Annotated in this window: 18 protein-coding genes; 6 read left to right on the forward strand and 12 right to left on the reverse strand. The window is 70.2% G+C overall.

The genetic code is table 11. The features are described from left to right. Nucleotides 1-116: 116 nt before the first annotated feature. Together ACIBW9_RS10050 and ACIBW9_RS10055 are read left to right on the forward strand one after the other, a co-directional pair. Nucleotides 117-1169 (forward strand): glycoside hydrolase family 5 protein, encoded by a 1053-nt coding sequence (locus tag ACIBW9_RS10050; protein ID WP_398953148.1) that lies wholly within the window; start codon nt 117-119, stop codon nt 1167-1169. A 278-nt stretch (nt 1170-1447) separates the two neighbouring features. Then, complete coding sequence (locus ACIBW9_RS10055; protein ID WP_398953150.1) at nt 1448-1828, forward strand: helix-turn-helix domain-containing protein; 381 nt, start codon at nt 1448-1450, stop codon at nt 1826-1828. Here ACIBW9_RS10055 and ACIBW9_RS10060 read toward each other — a convergent pair. The 3 genes from ACIBW9_RS10060 to ACIBW9_RS10070 are packed head-to-tail and all read right to left on the reverse strand — an operon-like array spanning nt 1818 to nt 3786. After that, the gene (locus tag ACIBW9_RS10060) at nt 1818-2624 is read right to left on the reverse strand and encodes an SAM-dependent methyltransferase (protein WP_398953152.1); all 807 of its coding nucleotides are present in this window, start codon (nt 2622-2624) and stop codon (nt 1818-1820) included. The genes ACIBW9_RS10055 and ACIBW9_RS10060 overlap by 11 nt on opposite strands. Beyond that, entirely contained in the window at nt 2621-2911 is a 291-nt protein-coding gene (locus tag ACIBW9_RS10065) for a DUF397 domain-containing protein (RefSeq protein WP_398953154.1), read from the reverse strand. The genes ACIBW9_RS10060 and ACIBW9_RS10065 overlap by 4 nt, the downstream gene beginning before the upstream one ends. Then, nucleotides 2908-3786: a helix-turn-helix domain-containing protein gene (locus ACIBW9_RS10070; protein ID WP_398953967.1), complete on the reverse strand. Its 879-nt coding sequence runs from the start codon at nt 3784-3786 to the stop codon at nt 2908-2910. Before ACIBW9_RS10070 ends, ACIBW9_RS10065 begins: the two co-directional genes overlap by 4 nt. Before the next feature lie 203 nt (nt 3787-3989). On the opposite strand from ACIBW9_RS10070, the gene ACIBW9_RS10075 reads away from it, so the two are divergent. Then, the gene (locus tag ACIBW9_RS10075; protein WP_398953156.1) at nt 3990-4418 is read left to right on the forward strand and encodes an ATP-binding protein; all 429 of its coding nucleotides are present in this window, start codon (nt 3990-3992) and stop codon (nt 4416-4418) included. Nucleotides 4419-4439: 21 nt separating this feature from the next. Here the strand turns inward: ACIBW9_RS10075 and ACIBW9_RS10080 are convergent, their stop codons facing one another. Then, nucleotides 4440-5051, reverse strand: a complete 612-nt coding sequence (locus ACIBW9_RS10080) for a PP2C family protein-serine/threonine phosphatase (protein WP_398953158.1) — start codon at nt 5049-5051, stop codon at nt 4440-4442. Further along, nucleotides 5045-5881 (reverse strand): GAF domain-containing protein, encoded by an 837-nt coding sequence (locus ACIBW9_RS10085; protein WP_398953160.1) that lies wholly within the window; start codon nt 5879-5881, stop codon nt 5045-5047. The genes ACIBW9_RS10080 and ACIBW9_RS10085 overlap by 7 nt, the downstream gene beginning before the upstream one ends. A 45-nt stretch (nt 5882-5926) precedes the next feature. On the opposite strand from ACIBW9_RS10085, the gene ACIBW9_RS10090 reads away from it, so the two are divergent. Further along, nucleotides 5927-6760 carry an SAM-dependent methyltransferase gene (locus ACIBW9_RS10090; protein WP_398953162.1) on the forward strand — a complete coding sequence of 278 codons (834 nt, stop codon included), beginning with the start codon at nt 5927-5929 and terminating at the stop codon, nt 6758-6760. A 65-nt stretch (nt 6761-6825) separates the two neighbouring features. On the opposite strand, the gene ACIBW9_RS10095 is transcribed toward ACIBW9_RS10090, so the two are convergent. From ACIBW9_RS10095 to ACIBW9_RS10120, 6 genes are read right to left on the reverse strand one after another with little or no spacing between them, the layout of a single operon-like run. Further along, nucleotides 6826-7845, reverse strand: coding sequence for an ABC transporter ATP-binding protein (locus ACIBW9_RS10095; protein WP_398953164.1), 1020 nt, complete (start codon nt 7843-7845; stop codon nt 6826-6828). Continuing rightward, nucleotides 7842-8912: an ABC transporter ATP-binding protein gene (locus tag ACIBW9_RS10100; protein WP_398953166.1), complete on the reverse strand. Its 1071-nt coding sequence runs from the start codon at nt 8910-8912 to the stop codon at nt 7842-7844. Before ACIBW9_RS10100 ends, ACIBW9_RS10095 begins: the two co-directional genes overlap by 4 nt. Next, a complete protein-coding gene (locus ACIBW9_RS10105) occupies nt 8905-9873 on the reverse strand; it encodes an ABC transporter permease (RefSeq protein ID WP_398953168.1) in 969 nt (322 codons plus the stop codon). The genes ACIBW9_RS10100 and ACIBW9_RS10105 overlap by 8 nt, the downstream gene beginning before the upstream one ends. Nucleotides 9874-9878: 5 nt before the next feature. After that, complete coding sequence (locus ACIBW9_RS10110; RefSeq protein WP_398953170.1) at nt 9879-10904, reverse strand: ABC transporter permease; 1026 nt, start codon at nt 10902-10904, stop codon at nt 9879-9881. Then, nucleotides 10901-12625 carry an ABC transporter substrate-binding protein gene (locus ACIBW9_RS10115; RefSeq protein ID WP_398953172.1) on the reverse strand — a complete coding sequence of 575 codons (1725 nt, stop codon included), beginning with the start codon at nt 12623-12625 and terminating at the stop codon, nt 10901-10903. Before ACIBW9_RS10115 ends, ACIBW9_RS10110 begins: the two co-directional genes overlap by 4 nt. A gap of 35 nt (nt 12626-12660) precedes the next feature. Beyond that, nucleotides 12661-13557 carry a proline iminopeptidase-family hydrolase gene (locus tag ACIBW9_RS10120; protein WP_398953174.1) on the reverse strand — a complete coding sequence of 299 codons (897 nt, stop codon included), beginning with the start codon at nt 13555-13557 and terminating at the stop codon, nt 12661-12663. 239 nt (nt 13558-13796) lie between these two features. On the opposite strand from ACIBW9_RS10120, the gene ACIBW9_RS10125 reads away from it, so the two are divergent. Further along, the gene (locus tag ACIBW9_RS10125) at nt 13797-14564 is read left to right on the forward strand and encodes a FadR/GntR family transcriptional regulator (protein ID WP_398953176.1); all 768 of its coding nucleotides are present in this window, start codon (nt 13797-13799) and stop codon (nt 14562-14564) included. Nucleotides 14565-14667: 103 nt separating this feature from the next. Here the strand turns inward: ACIBW9_RS10125 and ACIBW9_RS10130 are convergent, their stop codons facing one another. Continuing rightward, the gene (locus tag ACIBW9_RS10130; protein ID WP_398953178.1) at nt 14668-14928 is read right to left on the reverse strand and encodes a hypothetical protein; all 261 of its coding nucleotides are present in this window, start codon (nt 14926-14928) and stop codon (nt 14668-14670) included. A 105-nt stretch (nt 14929-15033) separates the two neighbouring features. Between ACIBW9_RS10130 and ACIBW9_RS10135 the strand changes: the two genes are divergently transcribed. Continuing rightward, nucleotides 15034-15879 (forward strand): SMP-30/gluconolactonase/LRE family protein, encoded by an 846-nt coding sequence (locus ACIBW9_RS10135; protein ID WP_398953180.1) that lies wholly within the window; start codon nt 15034-15036, stop codon nt 15877-15879. Nucleotides 15880-15974: the final 95 nt, after the last annotated feature.

The raw sequence follows: 15974 nt of genomic DNA on the forward strand, positions 1-15974 counted from the left end.
GGCGGATGCCACGATTCCGGCGCCGCCGAGTTTACGTAAACATCCATTGCGACGACAGCGCATGTTTACGTAAACATGCGGAGCGCCGAGCCGCCATCTCCCGAAAGGCCACGTCGATGCGCAAGACCCCCACCCACCGCCTCGCTCCCCGGCTGCGCGCCGTCTGTGCGGCGGTCGCGATCGCCGCGGTCAGCGGCGCGACCCTCACCGGCAGCCCCGCCTCCGCCGCACCGAAGACGGACACCACCCAGTTCAAGGGCGTCAACTGGGCCGACCCGCGCGACAACTACGCCAACGACCCCGTTGTCCTGTCCGGCCTCTCGCTCTCCGACACCTACGCGCAGACGTACACCAAGGCGAGCCGGGTCATCTCGGCGTTCCGCGCCAACCTCGGTGCCAACACCGTCCGGCTGCCCATCAACCCGTACACCGTCAACGGCTCCTACTGGAAGTCGTACCGCGGTGTGATCGACGCGGCGACGGACAAGGGCTTCAAGGTGATCCTGTCGTACTGGGAGGGCACGGGCGACCAGAAGGACGGCTTCATCGACGACGAGGCCACCTACTGGCCGATGTGGAACACCGTCGTCAAGGCCTACAAGGGCAACTCGAAGGTCTACTTCGAGCCGATGAACGAGCCGCACGGCTACACCGACACCCAGTGGGCCGACATCGCCGCCAAGTGGCTCGCGACCTACGGGTCCGTCCCGCGCAACCGCGTCTTCGTCAGCGGCGCCGGCTACAACGACCACGTCACCTCGGTCTGCGCCGACCCGCGCCTCAAGGGCACCTACCTGTCGCTGCACCACTACGGCTTCTGGAAGTCGTACGCCACCTACGACCAGTGGACCGCCGACCTCAAGGAGCGCATCGGCGACTGCGCGAGCCGTACCGTCATCGACGAGTTCGGCGCCCCGATGACCACCGGCCTGAACTACGACAAGCCGGCGCCCGACGACAACTACGTCAACTTCATCCAGGCCGAGACCGACACCGCCCGCGAGCTGAAGATGGGCTCGGTGTACTGGCCGGGCCTGCGCACCGACGACATCTACTCGATACAGAAGCTCGTCGGCGACGCCTCCCGCCCGTGGCTGGCCACCACCAACCAGTCCGGCGCCGACCGTCTCGCCTGGGCCTGGGGACGCGGCCGGCCCGTCCAGCCCTGACCGCGCCATAGCCGCCGGACGGTCCCGGAGCCACTGGGCCCGGGGCCGTCCGGCACCTCGTGACCCGTCGCGGCTACCGGGGTTCATGGGCAGGCTGGGCGTGGAGCACCTGGCGGACTGCTCAGGCTTCATCACGGAGGGATGGGGGAAACGCACCGGCGAGCACTTCCTCTCAGAACGTGGTCACGAAGACCGCGAACATGTGCGAAGGGGGGCTGATACCGATCAATAGGGATCTTCGCGATTGAGGGGTCTTGTCCCTGGGGGTGCTCCTTGTCGTGCAGCTCAGATATGCCTTCCGCCTCCACCCCACCCGCGGTCAACGGGCCGCGCTGGGGCGGGCGTTCGGCAGTGCCCGTGTTGTCTGCAACGATGCTGTCCGCGCCCGCCGTGAGGCCTACGCTCAGGATCTTCCGTATCCGAGGCAGGGTCTGCTGTCCCGCGTGCTGATCACCGAGGCGAAGCGGCGGCCCGACGGCCGCCGGACTGGCGGTGTCGGCCTGCGGAGCGCCGGTAAGACCGGGAGCGATCCCGGCACAGCGCGAAGAAACAGGAAGCCACGGACTCCCGACCGGAAACTGTGCCGCGTAGCGGCACAGCAACCGGTCGAGAAGGCCAGAATCCCCGGGCTTCGGCCCGGGGAACAAGTCAAGGCTTGATGCCCACCCCGGTCCAGAGGCTGACCTCGGCGTCCGTGGCGTCGGACTCGCCGTCCGGGCGCCAGCGGTGGCCGACCGCGATTCCGGGGTCGAGCAGCTCCAGTCCGCTGAAGAACTTGGCGACGTCGTCCTTCGAGCGGAACTGCACCGGCGTACCCGCATTGGTGTAGATGTCGGTGACCTTCTGCCAGGTCGCCGGGTCGAAGTCGGGCGTGCAGTGGCTCAGGGCCAGCGCGCTGCCCGAGGGCAGGACGGCCAGCAGACGGTCCATGATGCCGTACGGGTCCTGCGCATCCGTCACGAAGTGCATCAGGGCGTTGAGGGACAGGGCGACCGGCTGGTCCAGGTCCAGGACCTCGGCCAGCGCGGGGGATTCCAGCAGCGCGGCCGGGTCGTTGACATCCGCCTCGATGTACGTGGTGCGGCCCTGGGCCGTGCTGCGCATCAGGCGCTCGGCGTACTTGAGGACGAGCGGGTCGTTGTCCGCGTACACCACCCTGGCCTCGGGGACCACGGACTGGGCCACCTGGTGCAGGTTCGGCTCGGTGGGGATGCCGGTGCCGATGTCCAGCCACTGCCGGATGCCGTGCTCCTGGGCGAGCACGCGGGTGGCGCGATGCATGAACGCCCGGTTCTCACGGGCGCACACGAAGATCGCCGGATAGACCGAGGCGACGGTCTCCGCGGCCTGCTTGTCGACCTCGAAGTGGTCCTTGCCGCCGAGGTAGTAGTCGTACATCCGGGCGGAATGGGGCCTGCTGGTGTCGATGTCCCGCGCGGCGTGCGAGTTGGTCATGCTGTCCCTTTCGGTGGGCGTGGGGGGTACAGGGCCGTCAGATGATCGGCGAGACCTCGTTTGACTCCCGCGACGAACGCGGTGATCTCCTCCGGGGTGTAGATCAGCGCGGGTCCTGCGGGGTCGGTCGACTGCCGCAGGGCCACCCGGCCGTCGGCGAGCTGTTTCGTCTGCACGCACTGGCCCCCGTTGGGGCCGCTCCACGGAGACTCCCAGCCCTGTTCGCCGAGGTCCGTCGCGGGCATGCCGTTGTAGACGCCGCGGACACCGCCGTCGGCGCTGGTCATGAGTACTCCTTTCGCATGCGGTTCAGGAGCGCCCTGCTGTCCGTGTCCGAGGTCAGCAGGGACATGCGGTTGTGCGCCTCGAGATGGGCCGCGACATCCGAGCGCTGGTCCAGGTACATGGCGCCGGAAAGGATCTCGCTGTAGACGATGTCGGGCAGCTCGGGCTCCTTGAACCGGAAGTAGGTGAAGGGGGCGCACGCACCGACGTGGGCGCCCGCGGAGAACGGCACGACGTCGACGCTGACGTGCTCCAGCTCCGAGACCTCCAGGAGCCGGTCGATCTGTTCCCGCATCACCTCGGGGCCGCCCACCACCCGGTGCAGCACCGTCTCCTCGAGTACCACCCACAGCGTGGGCGCATCGGGTTTCTCCAGCAGACCCTGCCGGCGCAGCCGCAGATCCACCCGCCGCTCCAGGTCTTCCTCGCTGCCGCCCGGGAAGCCGCCGCGCAGCACCTCGCGCGCGTAGTCATGGGTCTGCAGCAGCCCGGTCACATAGTGCGGCTCGTAGGTGCGCAGCGTCGTCGCCCCGGACTCCAGGCTCACATAGCCGCTGAACCAGCTCGGCAGCACATCGCGGTACACATGCCACCAGCCGGGCTCGTTGGCCCGCTCGGCGAGGGCGACGAACTCGTCGATCTCCTGCCGGTCGGCCCCGTACGTCTCCAGCAGCTTGTCCACGTACAGGGGCTTGAGGCCGACCTCCGCCTTCTCCAGACGGCGGATGGTCAGGGACGTCACCCGCAGGGCCCTGGCCGCCTCGTCCAGCGTCAGACCCGCATCCTGGCGCCGCTCCTGCAGCCGCCGGCCGAGGATCATGCGGAGAACGGTAGGTGCGCTGGGGCTGTTGCCCGCGCCCGACCGGCCTTCGTTCACCACGCCCTACCTCCTGAGTCGCCGTCATCGCGACGCTGCCGAAAGCGACTTGACGATGCGGACGGACAGATACCGGCTCCATGAAATTATCAGGTAGTTGGTTGCAGCTTGAACTGCCCTGTGAGCATAGTTACTTGGGTGATTGGTTCCGACGGTCACCGCGCGCCCCGCTCCCCACGGAAGGCAACTGCGTGTCCCCCCACATGACTTCCTCACCGCAGCTGTTAGACGCCTCGAACCAGGAGCGCACCCACTGGCTCGAACTGCCGCCGCACCGCTCCAGCATCAAGATCGCCCGCCGCTCCATCGGCGCGCGGCTGAGCGCCTGGCGGCTGCCGGGCGACCTGTGCGCGGATGCCGTCCTGCTCGTGTCCGAACTGGCCACCAACGCTGTACGGCACACGCTCAGCGCCCGGATCCTGTGCGGCATCGGGCTCATCACCGACCAGTGTCTGCGCCTCGAGGTCCACGACCACGCCCGCACGGACCGCACCCTGCCCCGGTGCGAGCCGTGCCCCGACGACGAGAGCGGCCGCGGGTTGCTCATCGTGGAGGCGATCGCGGACAGCTGGGGAATCGACCGGTCCAGACTCACCGGCGGCAACGCCGTGTGGGCACATCTGACGGCCTGAGAGCCTGCCGGGGACGGGCGTTCAGCCGTTCTGGGGGGTCAGCTCGGCGAGGAGCAGGGTGCGGTCATCGGCGGCAGCCGCGGCGGAAGGGGTGCTCAGCAGCCGTCGGCACAGGGACTGCAGCGGGTCCTGCTCGCCGGCTGCCGCGGACTCGGCGGCCGACGAGTCCAGGGCGCGCGCGAGGCGGACGATCTCCTGGTCGATGTCGGCGTCCCGGGACTCCACCAGGCCGTCGCTGTAGAGGACGAGCAGAGCGGGCTCGTCCAGGGTCAGTACGGTCGCCTCGTAGCTGCCCGTGCCCAGCCCCAGGGGCAGGCCGGGACCGGTGAGCGCGACCGGCGCGGTCCGGCCGTCCGGTCCGCGCAGCAGCGGGGGCGGGTGGCCGGCCCCCACCAGGGTGCAGGTGCGCCGCCCAGGGTCCCACTCGGCGTACATACAGGTCGCGAACGACGCTCCCGGGGTGTCGCAGGCGAGTGCGTCGAGGCGGCGTATGAGTTCGGCCGGCGGGATGTCGAGCGTGGCCAGGGTGCGGACGGCGGTGCGCAGCTGGATCATCGCGACGGCTGATTCCGGGCCGTGCCCCATGGCGTCCCCGACGACCAGACTGACCCGGTCACCCGGCCGTTTCAGCACGTCGAACCAGTCACCGCCGATGATGTTGCCCTGCCCGGCGGGCAGACAGCCGTGCGCGATGCGGAGCCCTCGACCTCCTGCGCCGTGCCCGGCAGCAGGCTGCCCCGGATCGCCAGGGCGGTACGGCGCTCGCGCTCGTAGCGGCGCGCGTTGTCCAGGGCCGTGGCGGCGCGTGCGCCCAGCGCCTCCGCGGCCACGACGTCCGCGGGCCGGAAGGGGGCCCGGTCCGGGGTGCGCGAGCAGGCGACGAAGCCGACGGCGGTGCCCCGCAGTTGCAGCGGGACGACGAGAAAGGACGACACGTGCAGCAGGTCCTCGACCCGGGCGTCACCGCCCCCGGAGGCCGACAGCCGCTGGGAGGTGTGCGGGTCGATCCTGTCGAGCAACTGCGCGTGCCCGGCGGCGAGCGCACGCGCGTACGGCGTCTCGCGCGGGAAGACGATCACCTCGCCGACCGGCAGTACGCCCTCCCAGTCCTCCACCGCGTCCGTGCCGACGCGCAGCGCCAGACGGCGCGCCTCTATCCGGGGCGCCTGCGCGACGGCGTACGCGTTCTCGTCGCGCAGCCAGCGCTCCAGCAGATAGATCGAGGCCGCATCGCAGAAGCCGGGGGTCAGCGCGTGCACGACATGGCTGCCGGTCAGCCCCAGGTCGAGTTCCGAGCCGATGGCGTCGGCGGCGGGGGAGAAGACCGACCGGCGGGGCGAGGGCAGTGCGGCGGGGGACAGGTCGGTGCGGCTGCGCGGTTCGTTCCGCAGGGGTCGTGCCTTTCCGGGTGTGGGGCTCCGGGCGCGCGGCGATGCGGGTGGCTCGCCGTGCGTCGTCGGCAACTATATGATGTTACGTCAAGGCCCCTGGTCCATAAGGGAGTTGTAGTGCCCGAGAGTGAAGGTTTCCCGCCAGGGACCGATCCGGACCGGGCGAGCGTCGCCCGTGTCTACGACGCCTTGCTGGGCGGGGAGCACCACTTCGCCATCGATCGGGAGGCGGTGGCGGCCATCACGGCCATCGAACCCCAGGCGCGCACCCTGGCCCGGGCCAACCGTGCCTTCCTCGGCCGGGCCGTGCGCTTCCTGGTCGAGTCCGGGGTACGGCAGTTCATCGACCTCGGCTCGGGTATCCCCACCCAGGGCAACGTCCACGAGGTGGCGCAGGCGGTCAGACCGGGAGCCCGGGTGGTCTACGTGGACAACGACCCGGTGGCCGTGGCGCACAGCACGTCGCTGCTGGCCGGCAACCCGGACGTGGACATCGTCGACGCCGACATCCGGCGGCCGGCCGACATCCTGGCCTCTCCGCAGGTGCGCAAGCTGATCGACTTCGAGCAGCCGGTCGCCGTACTCATGAATGCGATCCTGCACTTCGTCACAGCGGAGGAGGACCCCGCCGGTCTGGTGGCCGCCTTCCGGGACGTCCTGCCGGAGGGCAGTTTCCTGGCCATGTCCCATGGCACGCACGAGGACCGCCCGGACACGGCCGACGCGGTGCGCAAGCTGTACAAGTCCAGGGCCACCTCGCCGGTCACCACCCGGTCCCACGACGAGATCCTCGAACTCTTCACCGGCTTCGACCTGGTGGAACCAGGCCTGGTCCACCTACCCCTGTGGCGCCCGGGCCGGGACGACCTGATCCCGGACAACCCGAAGGAGTACTGGGTGTATGCGGGAGTCGGCCGCAAGGCCGGACAGTCGGTCGAGGAGACCCGGTAGGTTCTGTCATCGTCTGCGGATGCATCACCTGGCACTCAGGCCGTTTCCTGGGGCTCGGCGGGCGGTCACCCGGTCAGAGGGTAGTGGCAGGCGACGTGGCGTCCCGCGGGTGTCGGCGCGAGTTCGGGGCGCTCCACGGCGCAGCGTTCGCGTGCGTACGGGCAGCGGGTGCGGAAGGGGCAACCCGTCGGCTTGTCCACCGGGTTGGGCACCTCGCCGGTGAGCACGATGCGTTCCCGGGGCGGTGCGGCCACCGTGCTGCCGTCGTCGATGTCCGGCACCGCGGACAGCAGCGCCTGGGTGTAGGGGTGGGCGGGGGCTTCGAACAGGGCCTCCGTACCGGCGAGTTCGACGATCCCGCCGAGGTACATGACGGCGATCCGGTCCGACACATGGCGGACCACGCCGAGGTCGTGCGCGATGAACACGTACGTGAGCGCGAACTCCTCCTGGAGGTCGGCGAACAGGTTCAGCACCTGGGCCTGGATCGACACGTCGAGCGCGGACACCGGCTCGTCGGCGACGATCAGTTTCGGGTTCGTGGCCAACGCCCGGGCGATTCCGATGCGTTGGCGCTGACCGCCGGAGAACTCGTGCGGATAGCGGTCCAGATGCGCCGTGGCCAGTCCTACGACGTCGAAGAGCTCGGCGACCCGGTGCCGGACCGCGGCGGCGTCGCCGTAGCGGTGCACCAGCAGGGGCTCGGCCACGATGTCCCCGGCGCGGCGGCGGGGGTTGAGCGAGGCCTGCGGGTCCTGGAAGACGAGCTGCATGCCCGGGCGTAGGGGGCGCAGTCGGCGCGTGGACAGGGTGCTGATGTCCTGCCCGTCGAACTCGACCCGGCCGCCGGTGAGTTCGGTGAGCCGGACCAGGCAGCGGCCCAGGGTGGACTTGCCGCAGCCCGACTCGCCGACGATGCCGAGGGTCTCCCCGGTGCGGACGTCGAGCGACACCCCGTCCACGGCGCGCAGGACCTTGCGGCGCCGGGCGAGCGGGTAGTGCTTGGTGACGTTCGTGGCGCGCAGCAGGACATCGCCCGCGGGAGGCGCAACCTCGTCCACTGCCACGATGTGCTGTGCCGTCACGACGCCGCCTCCGTGTTGATGTCCGCCGGGCCGCTCGCCGCCGCCTCCGGATCCGGGCCCGCAGGGCCGCTCGCCGCCACCCGTGCCGTCAGGCGCAGTGCCGCGCGGTCGTCCGGCGGCAGCCAGCAGGCGTCGCGATGGGTGTCGCCGCAGAGCGCGGGGCGCTCCTCGCACCGCTCGTGCCGCAGCCGGCAGCGCGGCGCGAACGCGCACCCCTGCGGAAGGGCGCCGGGGGAGACCGGCATGCCCGCGATGGTGGGCAGTCGCCGCAACCGGGGGCCGCCGACGCGGGGCACCGAGTCCAGCAGACCCCAGGTGTAGGGGTGCCGGGGGCCGTGGAACACCGCTTGGCGCGGGCCCTCCTCGGCCGCCCGACCGCCGTACATCACCAGGACCCGGTCGGCGATCTGGGAGACCACGCCCATGTCGTGCGTGATGAGCACGAGGGCCGCACCGCCCGCGTTCAACTCCCGTATGAGGTCGAGGATCTGGGCCTGGACGGTGACGTCCAGCGCGGTCGTCGGTTCGTCGGCGATGAGCAGTGCGGGGCCGCAGGAGAGGGCCATGGCGATGACCGCGCGCTGGCGCATGCCGCCGGAGAACTCGTGCGGGTAGGCGTTCACCCGGGAGGCCGCGTCGGGGATGCCGACGTCGGAGAGCAGCTGGACCGCGCGGGCCTGCGCCGCTTTGCGGGAGACCTGCTCGTGCGCCCGTATCTGCTCGGCGATCTGCCAGCCGACCGTGTACACAGGGGTCAGCGCGGTCATCGGGTCCTGGAAGACCATGGCGATCTCCCGGCCCCGTACCGCCCGCATCTCCTTGTCGGGAAGAAGGAGCAAGTCCCGTCCGCGGAAGTGGACCTCGCCCGACACCGTGACGTTGGGGTTGGCCAGCAGGCGCAGCACGGCCAGCATCGACACGCTCTTGCCGGAGCCCGACTCACCCACCACGCCCAGGACTTCGCCGGGTGCGACGGTGAAGGAGAGGCCGTCGACGGCCGTGACCGGGCCGGTGCGGGTGCGGAAGGAGACCCGCAGGTCGCGTACGTCCAGCAGGGGTTCAGGCATGGCGGGCCCTCGGGTCGAGTCGCGCGTACAGGATGTCCACCAGGGCGTTGGCGAGGACCACGAAGAAGGCGGCGTACAGGACGGTCCCCATGATCACGGGCAGGTCGAGGTTCTGCAGGGCGTCGAAGGTCAGCTTGCCGATGCCGGGCAGACCGAAGACCACCTCGGTGAGCAGCGCCGCGCCCCCGACGAGGGCGCCGAAGTCCAGGCCGAACAGCGACACGATCGGGATGAGCGAGCAGCGCAGGGCGTGGCGCAGCAGGATCCGGCGCTCGGACAGGCCCTTGGCGCGGGCCGTGCGGACGTAGTCCTCGTTCAGGGCGGTGATCACCTCGCCGCGCAGGAGGCGGGCGTAGATCCCGGCGTACAGCAGGGCCAGGGTCAGCCAGGGGAAGAGCATGTGCAGCGCCCACTGGCCGGGGTCCTGGCTCAGACCGGCGTAGCCGGGCGGCGGCACCCAGGAGAAGAGCGAACCGTGCAGCTGCTTCTGGGTGATGAGGTTCACGACCTCACCGAGCCAGTAGGCGGGCAGCGAGACGCCGACCACGCCCACGAGCATGATCAACGGGTCGGCGGCCTTGCCGCGCAGGGTCGCGGCGGAGGTGCCCATGAGGATGCCGGCGACCATCCAGATGACCGCGGCGCCCACGACCAGCGACAGGGTCGCCGGGGTGGCCTGCACGATCTGCGGGATGACCCGGGCGCCGCGGTTGACGAAGGACTCCAGGTCGCGGTCGATCAGCAGGTGACGCATCATCAGCAGATAGCGGATCGGCATCGGGCGGTCGAGGCCGAAGGAGTGCCGCACCTGGGCGAGGGTGGCGGGGTCGGCGTTGCGGCCCGCGATACGTGCCGCGGGATCGACTCCCGGGGTGGCGAAGAAGATCAGGAACACCAGGACGCTGATCGCGAACATCACCAGCAGCGCCGAGGCGAACCGCTTGAGGGCGAAGGAGACCATGCGTGTCACACCCCTCCGCGCAGCCGGGCGCTCGGGTCGAGGGCGTCGCGCACCCCGTCGCCCAGGACGTTGAGCGCCGCCGTGGTCAGCGCGATCAGCAGACCGGGGGCGATCGTCACCGTGGGGCGGGTGTAGAGCAGGCCCAGGCCGTCCTCGATGATCGTGCCCCAGCTGGCGTCGGGCGGCTGCACGCCGACCGACAGGAAGGACAGCGCCGACTCGGTGAGCATGGCCAGCGCGGTCATCAGCGGGACGAACACGATCGCGGTGGGCAGCACGTTCGGCAGCACCTCGCGGCGCAGGATGCGCGCGGTGGGCGCGCCTGAGCCGACGGCCGCGTGGATGAACTCCTTGTTGCGCAGCACCAGCACCTGACCGCGCAACGGCCGTGCGATGTACGGGACATAGATCGCCGCGATGATCGCGACGGGCAGCCAGAGGCTTCCCGCGTCGACGGTGAGCGGGCCCAGCGTAAGCCCATTGGTGAGCAGCACCACCGACAGACAGATGGCCAGCAGGTACACCGGGAACGCCCAGATGACGTCCAGGACCCGGGAGATGACGGAGTCGACGACGCCGCCCGCGTACCCGGCGACGACCCCGACGGCCGTACCGACCAAGCAGGTGAGCAGGGCCGCGGTGATGCCGATGAACAGGCTCGTACGGCCGCCGTAGAGCAGGCGGGCCATGACGTCGCGGCCCTGGTTGTCGGCGCCGAGGAAGTAGTGGGTGGGGTCCCAGGTCGGGCCGATGGGCGTGACGCCGAGGCCGAGGCCGGTGGTGCTCGGGGTGAGCACCGGCACGGTCTTGCCGTCGACGACCGTGGTGCCGGAGACATGGGACTGGAAGGGGTCGGTGTGGGCGATGTGGGACGCGTACAGCGGCGCGCACAGCGTGGCCACGGCGACGATCAGCAGGACGACGGCCGCGGCCAGCGCCGACCTGTTGCGCACCAGGTCGGCTGCGGCCGTCCGCCAGGGGCCCGGCGAGCGCCGGGCCTTGGCGGTCAACGATGGCTCGGCGCTGGTCACTTGACCCACAGCTGCCCGACGAGCATGTAGAACTGCTTGCTGAACTGGTAGTTGCCGACCCGCTTCGAGGTGAAGTCGACGAGCTTGGGGTTGATCAGCGGGACGAGCGGCGACTCGCCCATGATCTGCTGGTCGATGGCGCCCCACTGCTGGTCGGCGCTCTTCTCGTCGGTCTGCGCGGTCTTCAGCGCCGCGTGCATCTTCGCGTCGATGCCCTTGTCGCAGAAGCCGGAGATGTTGATGCTCGAGTCGCTGCCGGGATGGAACGAGGCGCAGGACAGCAGCACATTGAGGAAGTCCGAGGCCGCCGGATAGTCCTGGTACCAGGACGTCAGCGCCAGCTGCACCTTGTTCTTGGTGTTCTGGATGTAGGTGAACTGGATGTTCGGCGACAGTGGCTTGAGCCTCGCCTTGTAGCCGAGCTGGGTGAGCAGGCTCTGCAGGTACTGCCCGATGGACTTGTTGACGTCGTCGTCCTGCACGACGATGCCGACCTCCTGCCCGGCCGTGCCGGACTTCTTCACCAGTTCCTTGGCCTTGGCGAGGTCCGCGGCCTTCCAGGTCGTGCCGCCGCCCTTGGTGTAGTCGCACGAGTCGACGTGTCCGGGGAAGCCCGGCGGCAGGACCGTGCAGGCGGGAGAGGCGAGGTTGGTGCCGCCGTACAGCCGCACCACGGCGGCCCGGTCGACGGCGTAGTTGATCGCCTGGCGCGCCAACTTGTTGTTGAACGGTGGCATGTTGACGTTGAGCGTCGCGTACCAGAACGCGGTCAGCGGGTTCACATGCGTCTGGGAGGCGTACTTGGTGCCCATCTCGTTCAGCCGGTCGGTGGGCGGCGCGTCGAACATCCAGTCCGCCTGGCCGTTCTCGACGGCGGTGACCTCGGACTCGACGGTCTGCCCGAAGGTGTAGTCGATGACGTCCGGGTAGCCCTGCGGCGACGCCTGCCGCGACCACTCCTTGAAGTGCGGGTTGCGCACCAGCTTCAGCTCGCGGTTCGGGTCGTAGGAGGCGGCCGTGTACGGGCCGGTCGACGGCAGCGGCTTGGTGCCGGCGTCCTTCGTGGGCGAGTCCTTCGGTACGACGCTGGCGTGCGGGACAGCCAGCTTGTACGGGAACTCGGGGTCCGCGGCGGTGAGGTTGATGGTGACCGTGTTGGTCTTCGCGTCGCCGATCACGCCCTTGGGCAGGGTGCAGGAGGCGGGCTTCTCGATGCAGGCGTCGGCGCCGACGATGCCGTTGTAGAAGGTGCCGGCGGTGGGGCTGGAGACCTTGAAGATGCGCTGGAAGGACGCCACCACGTCATCGGTGGTCAGCGCCTTGCCGTTGGAGAAGGTGATGCCCTTGCGGAGGGTGAAGGTGTACGTCCTGCCGCCGTTGGTCACCTTCGGCAGCGCCGCGGCCAGGTCCGGGACGACGGTGAACGACTCCTGTCCGCCGACCTTCTTGAACGCGAGCAGACCGTCGTACATCGACTGGTACAACTGCCAGTACTGGAGCGTGTAGTTGACCTGCGGGTCGAGTGTGCCGGCGGCCGCGTGGGCGGTCAGTTTCAGGGTGCCGCCCTTGTGCTGGGGCTGGAAGGCGGACGATCCGGTGCCGGCGGAGGACGTGCTCGGGTTGTCGGAGGAGCCGCCGTCGGAGGACGAACAGGCGGCGGCGGTCAGGGCGAGGGCGACGGTGGCGGCGGCGAGCGCGCCCCGTCTCGTGCTGCGGGACATCGCTATGAACTCCCAACAGAGAAAGGGGCGTTGGCTCAGTCGGTGGAATCGAGGAAGGAGCCCACGACCCGGAGGTAGAGCTCCTCCTCCTCGACGTGCGGCATATGGCTGGAGTGCTCGAACATGTGCCAGCGCACATCGGGGATGTGATCGGCGAAGGGGCGCAGGGTCTCGGGGGTGGCTTCGTCGTGGCGGCCGGACACCAGCAGGGTGGGTGCGTCGATCAGGTGCAGCCGGTCGATGACGGACCAGTCCTTGAGCGTGCCGACGACATGGAACTCGTTGGGCCCGTTCATGGTGTGGTACACGGTCGGATCGGCCGCGATGTTGTCCCACGTGGCCTGTACTTCGGGCGGGTTGGGCGTCAGACGGCACACGTGACGCTCGTTGAAGACCTGCTCGGCGGCCCGGTAGCCGGGGTCGTCGGTGGTCCCCGCGGCCTCGTGCGCGAGCAGGGTGCGCTGGACCTCCGGCGGCAGCTCGGCGCGCAGTTCCGCCGCCGCCTTGAGCCACAGCTCCATGGACGCGGGGGAGTTGGCGATGACCAGGCCGCGCAGTCCGGACGGTCGTCGTACGGCGTGCTCGGCGGCGAGCATGCCGCCCCAGGACTGGCCGAGCAGGTGGTAGCCGTCGGCGATGCCCAACGCCTTGAGGAGGTTGTCGAGTTCGTCGAGGAAGAGCTGGACGGTCCAGAAGCCGGCGCCCTTGTCGGGCAGATGGGTGGACAGTCCGGTGCCGAGCTGGTCGTAGTGCACCACCTGGCGGCCCTGCTGGGCGATGTTCGCGATGCTGAGCGTGTAGTTGTGGCCGGCGCCGGGTCCGCCGTGCAGGACCACCAGGGGTGTCCGGCCCGGTTCGCCCGTGATCCGGTACCAGGTGGAATGGCCGTTGAAGTCGACGGTTCCGGTGCGGTTCGGTTCGGGGATCGCCACGAGGAAGCCTCCCAGACCGGCCGGAACGAGTCGGCCGCTGGCTGAAACGGTGTGGGTGTGACGGATGGGTGAGATACTGATTGGGTAAATGGTCAGCGCACAAGACCTTTTAGTGGGGTCGGGCCAAGAAGTAACGGCGTGTTTACGTGGCCTGTGTGCGTTAACAGAAGCGGCGAACAAGGGGGAACGAGCTGACATCCGTACCTGAGGCGTCCGAACCGGGAGGCGAGTTCTCCCGGGTGCTCGACCGTGTCCTCCTCGGCGGTGCGCCCTCGCCCGAGCTGCGCCCGGTGCGTGTCGCGTCCGCCGTCGACGAGGTCTCCGACCGGCTGCTCACCGCGATCGCCGTCGGTGACTTCCTGCCCGGGGAGCGGCTGCCGGTGGAACGGGAGTTGATCCAGCTGCTCCGGGTCAGCCGGCCCACCGTGCGCGAGGCGATCGCCCGGCTGCAGGCCGTCGGCGTCGTCGAGATCCGCCGCGGCCGCAACGGCGGGGCCTACGTCCGCGACAGCTGGACCGAGTCGACGGCGGCCGCGGTGCGGCACACCCTGGTGCCCCGCTGGGAGGAGTTCGAGCAGCTCTTCGACCTGCGCGGGCTGGTGGAGGGCATGGTGGCCGCGACGGCCGCCCGGCGCCGCGGCTCCCGGGACCTCGACACCATGCGGGACGCCCTGACCGCGTACCTCTCCGCCCGCACACCGCGCGACGAACAGAGCGCGGACAGCGCCTTCCACCAGGCCGTGTGCGCCGCCACGGGCAACCCACAGATCGTCATGCTCAGCCGCGGCCTGCTCGCCCGGATCAGCCTCGGCTTCCCCGTCGAGCCCTGGGGCAGGGGCGAACGGGCCGACTTCCACCGCGGCGGCGAGGACCACAAGGCGCTCTACGAGGCCATCGCGGGCGGCGAGCCCGAGCGCGCGGAACAGATCGCCCGGCAGCACTTCATGATCAGCGCCGAGATGATCCGTGACGTGCTGGCCCGGGTCCGGGGCGCGGCGCCGTCCTGACGCTCACGTGACGTGGCCGTGGCGGGGCGCAGGGCCATGTGCTCCCGCTCCACGGCGGCGAGATCCTCCTCGGCGCACCCGTCCCGGCCGGTGATCCCGAAGGTCACCCAGCGGGGCGGCCCTGGCGGCCGGCGCTCCGACCGTACCGCTCGTGGTCTTCTGCACCAGCGTGCGCGGCGAGGTCGAGCGAGCGCACCAGGGCCGGCGAATCGACCGCGTCGCCGGGCGCGGGCGGCCCGTCCCTGAGCGTGATGTACTCGGGGCTGCCCGCCTCGAGGGCACGGGCCTCGGCCGGTGAGTCGGCCAGGACGATGGCGTCGGCCCCTCCGGCGAAGGCCCAGGACGCCGTGGTGAAGGCCCGCATGATCGGCCAGTTCGTTCGCCCAGGTTGTCGATTTCGCCGATCGCCCTTCGTGTGGAGGGTGGAGGGCCGGTGCCGGACCGGTCCCGCAGAAGGGCTGTGATGACGATGACCGGAGTATCCACACTGCTCACCGGCCGGGGCCTGGTCGAATCACCGCGCTGGCACGGTGACCGGCTGTACTTCTCCGACTGGACCGCAGGCGAGGTCGTCGCCGTGGGCCTCACCGGCCGCAGCGAGGTCGTCGCCCGGGTGGCGTCGCTCCCGCTGTGCACCGCCTGGCTCCCGGACGACGACCGCCTGCTGATCGTCTCCTCCGCGGACGGGCGGCTGCTGCGCCGCGAGCCCGACGGCAGCCTGGTCACACACGCCGAGCTCGGCGCACCCGGCTGGAACGACATCGTGGCGGACGGCGGCGGCAACGCCTACGTCAACCGCGCCGGCTTCGACCCGACGGCCGGGGAGGACGTCAAACCCGGCTCAGTCCACCTGGTCGGCCGCGACGGCGCGGTGCGCGAGGTGGCGGACGACATCGCCTTTCCCAACGGCATGGCGGTCACCCCGGACAACGCCACGCTGATCGTCGCGGACTCCTACCGCCGCCGGCTCGTCGCCTTCGACATCGACACCGACGGGGGACTCTCCCGGCGGCGCGTGTGGGCCGACCTGGGCGAGGGCGCACCGGACGGCATCTGCGTCGACGCGGAGAACGCCGTCTGGTACGCGGACGTGCCCAACCGGCGGTGCGTGCGCGTCGCGGAAGGCGGCACCGTCCTGGAGACCGTGGAGCTGGACCGCGGAGCCTTCGCCTGCGTGCTCGGCGGACCCGAGGGCAGGACGCTGTTCATCACGGCGGCACAGTGGCAGGGCATGACCGAGTCAGAGATGGTGGCACCCGGAAGCGGTCAGGTACTCGCCGTCCAGGTCGAGGTGCCGGGAGCGGGCCGGCCGTAGCGACCGCTGCTCACTGGATCGGCACCTCCCGGTGCAGCGACGACGCCCCGGAGGCGGGGACGATCAGGTCGACGGCCTCCTCGCAGAGCCCGGCC

It is taken from the genome of Streptomyces sp. NPDC049541 (assembly GCF_044465725.1).
Lineage (GTDB): Bacteria > Actinomycetota > Actinomycetes > Streptomycetales > Streptomycetaceae > Streptomyces.

Bases quoted from the DNA above. Each gene is read 5' to 3' on its own strand.
- ACIBW9_RS10130 (WP_398953178.1), bottom strand. From the start codon at position 14,928: ATGCGGGCCTTCACCACGGCGTCCTGGGCCTTCGCCGGAGGGGCCGAC.
- ACIBW9_RS10135 (WP_398953180.1), top strand. From the start codon at position 15,034: ATGACCGGAGTATCCACACTGCTCACCGGCCGGGGCCTGGTCGAATCA.
- ACIBW9_RS10100 (WP_398953166.1), bottom strand. From the start codon at position 8,912: ATGCCTGAACCCCTGCTGGACGTACGCGACCTGCGGGTCTCCTTCCGC.
- ACIBW9_RS10075 (WP_398953156.1), top strand. From the start codon at position 3,990: ATGACTTCCTCACCGCAGCTGTTAGACGCCTCGAACCAGGAGCGCACC.
- ACIBW9_RS10115 (WP_398953172.1), bottom strand. From the start codon at position 12,625: ATGTCCCGCAGCACGAGACGGGGCGCGCTCGCCGCCGCCACCGTCGCC.
- ACIBW9_RS10060 (WP_398953152.1), bottom strand. From the start codon at position 2,624: ATGACCAACTCGCACGCCGCGCGGGACATCGACACCAGCAGGCCCCAT.
- ACIBW9_RS10105 (WP_398953168.1), bottom strand. From the start codon at position 9,873: ATGGTCTCCTTCGCCCTCAAGCGGTTCGCCTCGGCGCTGCTGGTGATG.
- ACIBW9_RS10050 (WP_398953148.1), top strand. From the start codon at position 117: ATGCGCAAGACCCCCACCCACCGCCTCGCTCCCCGGCTGCGCGCCGTC.
- ACIBW9_RS10065 (WP_398953154.1), bottom strand. From the start codon at position 2,911: ATGACCAGCGCCGACGGCGGTGTCCGCGGCGTCTACAACGGCATGCCC.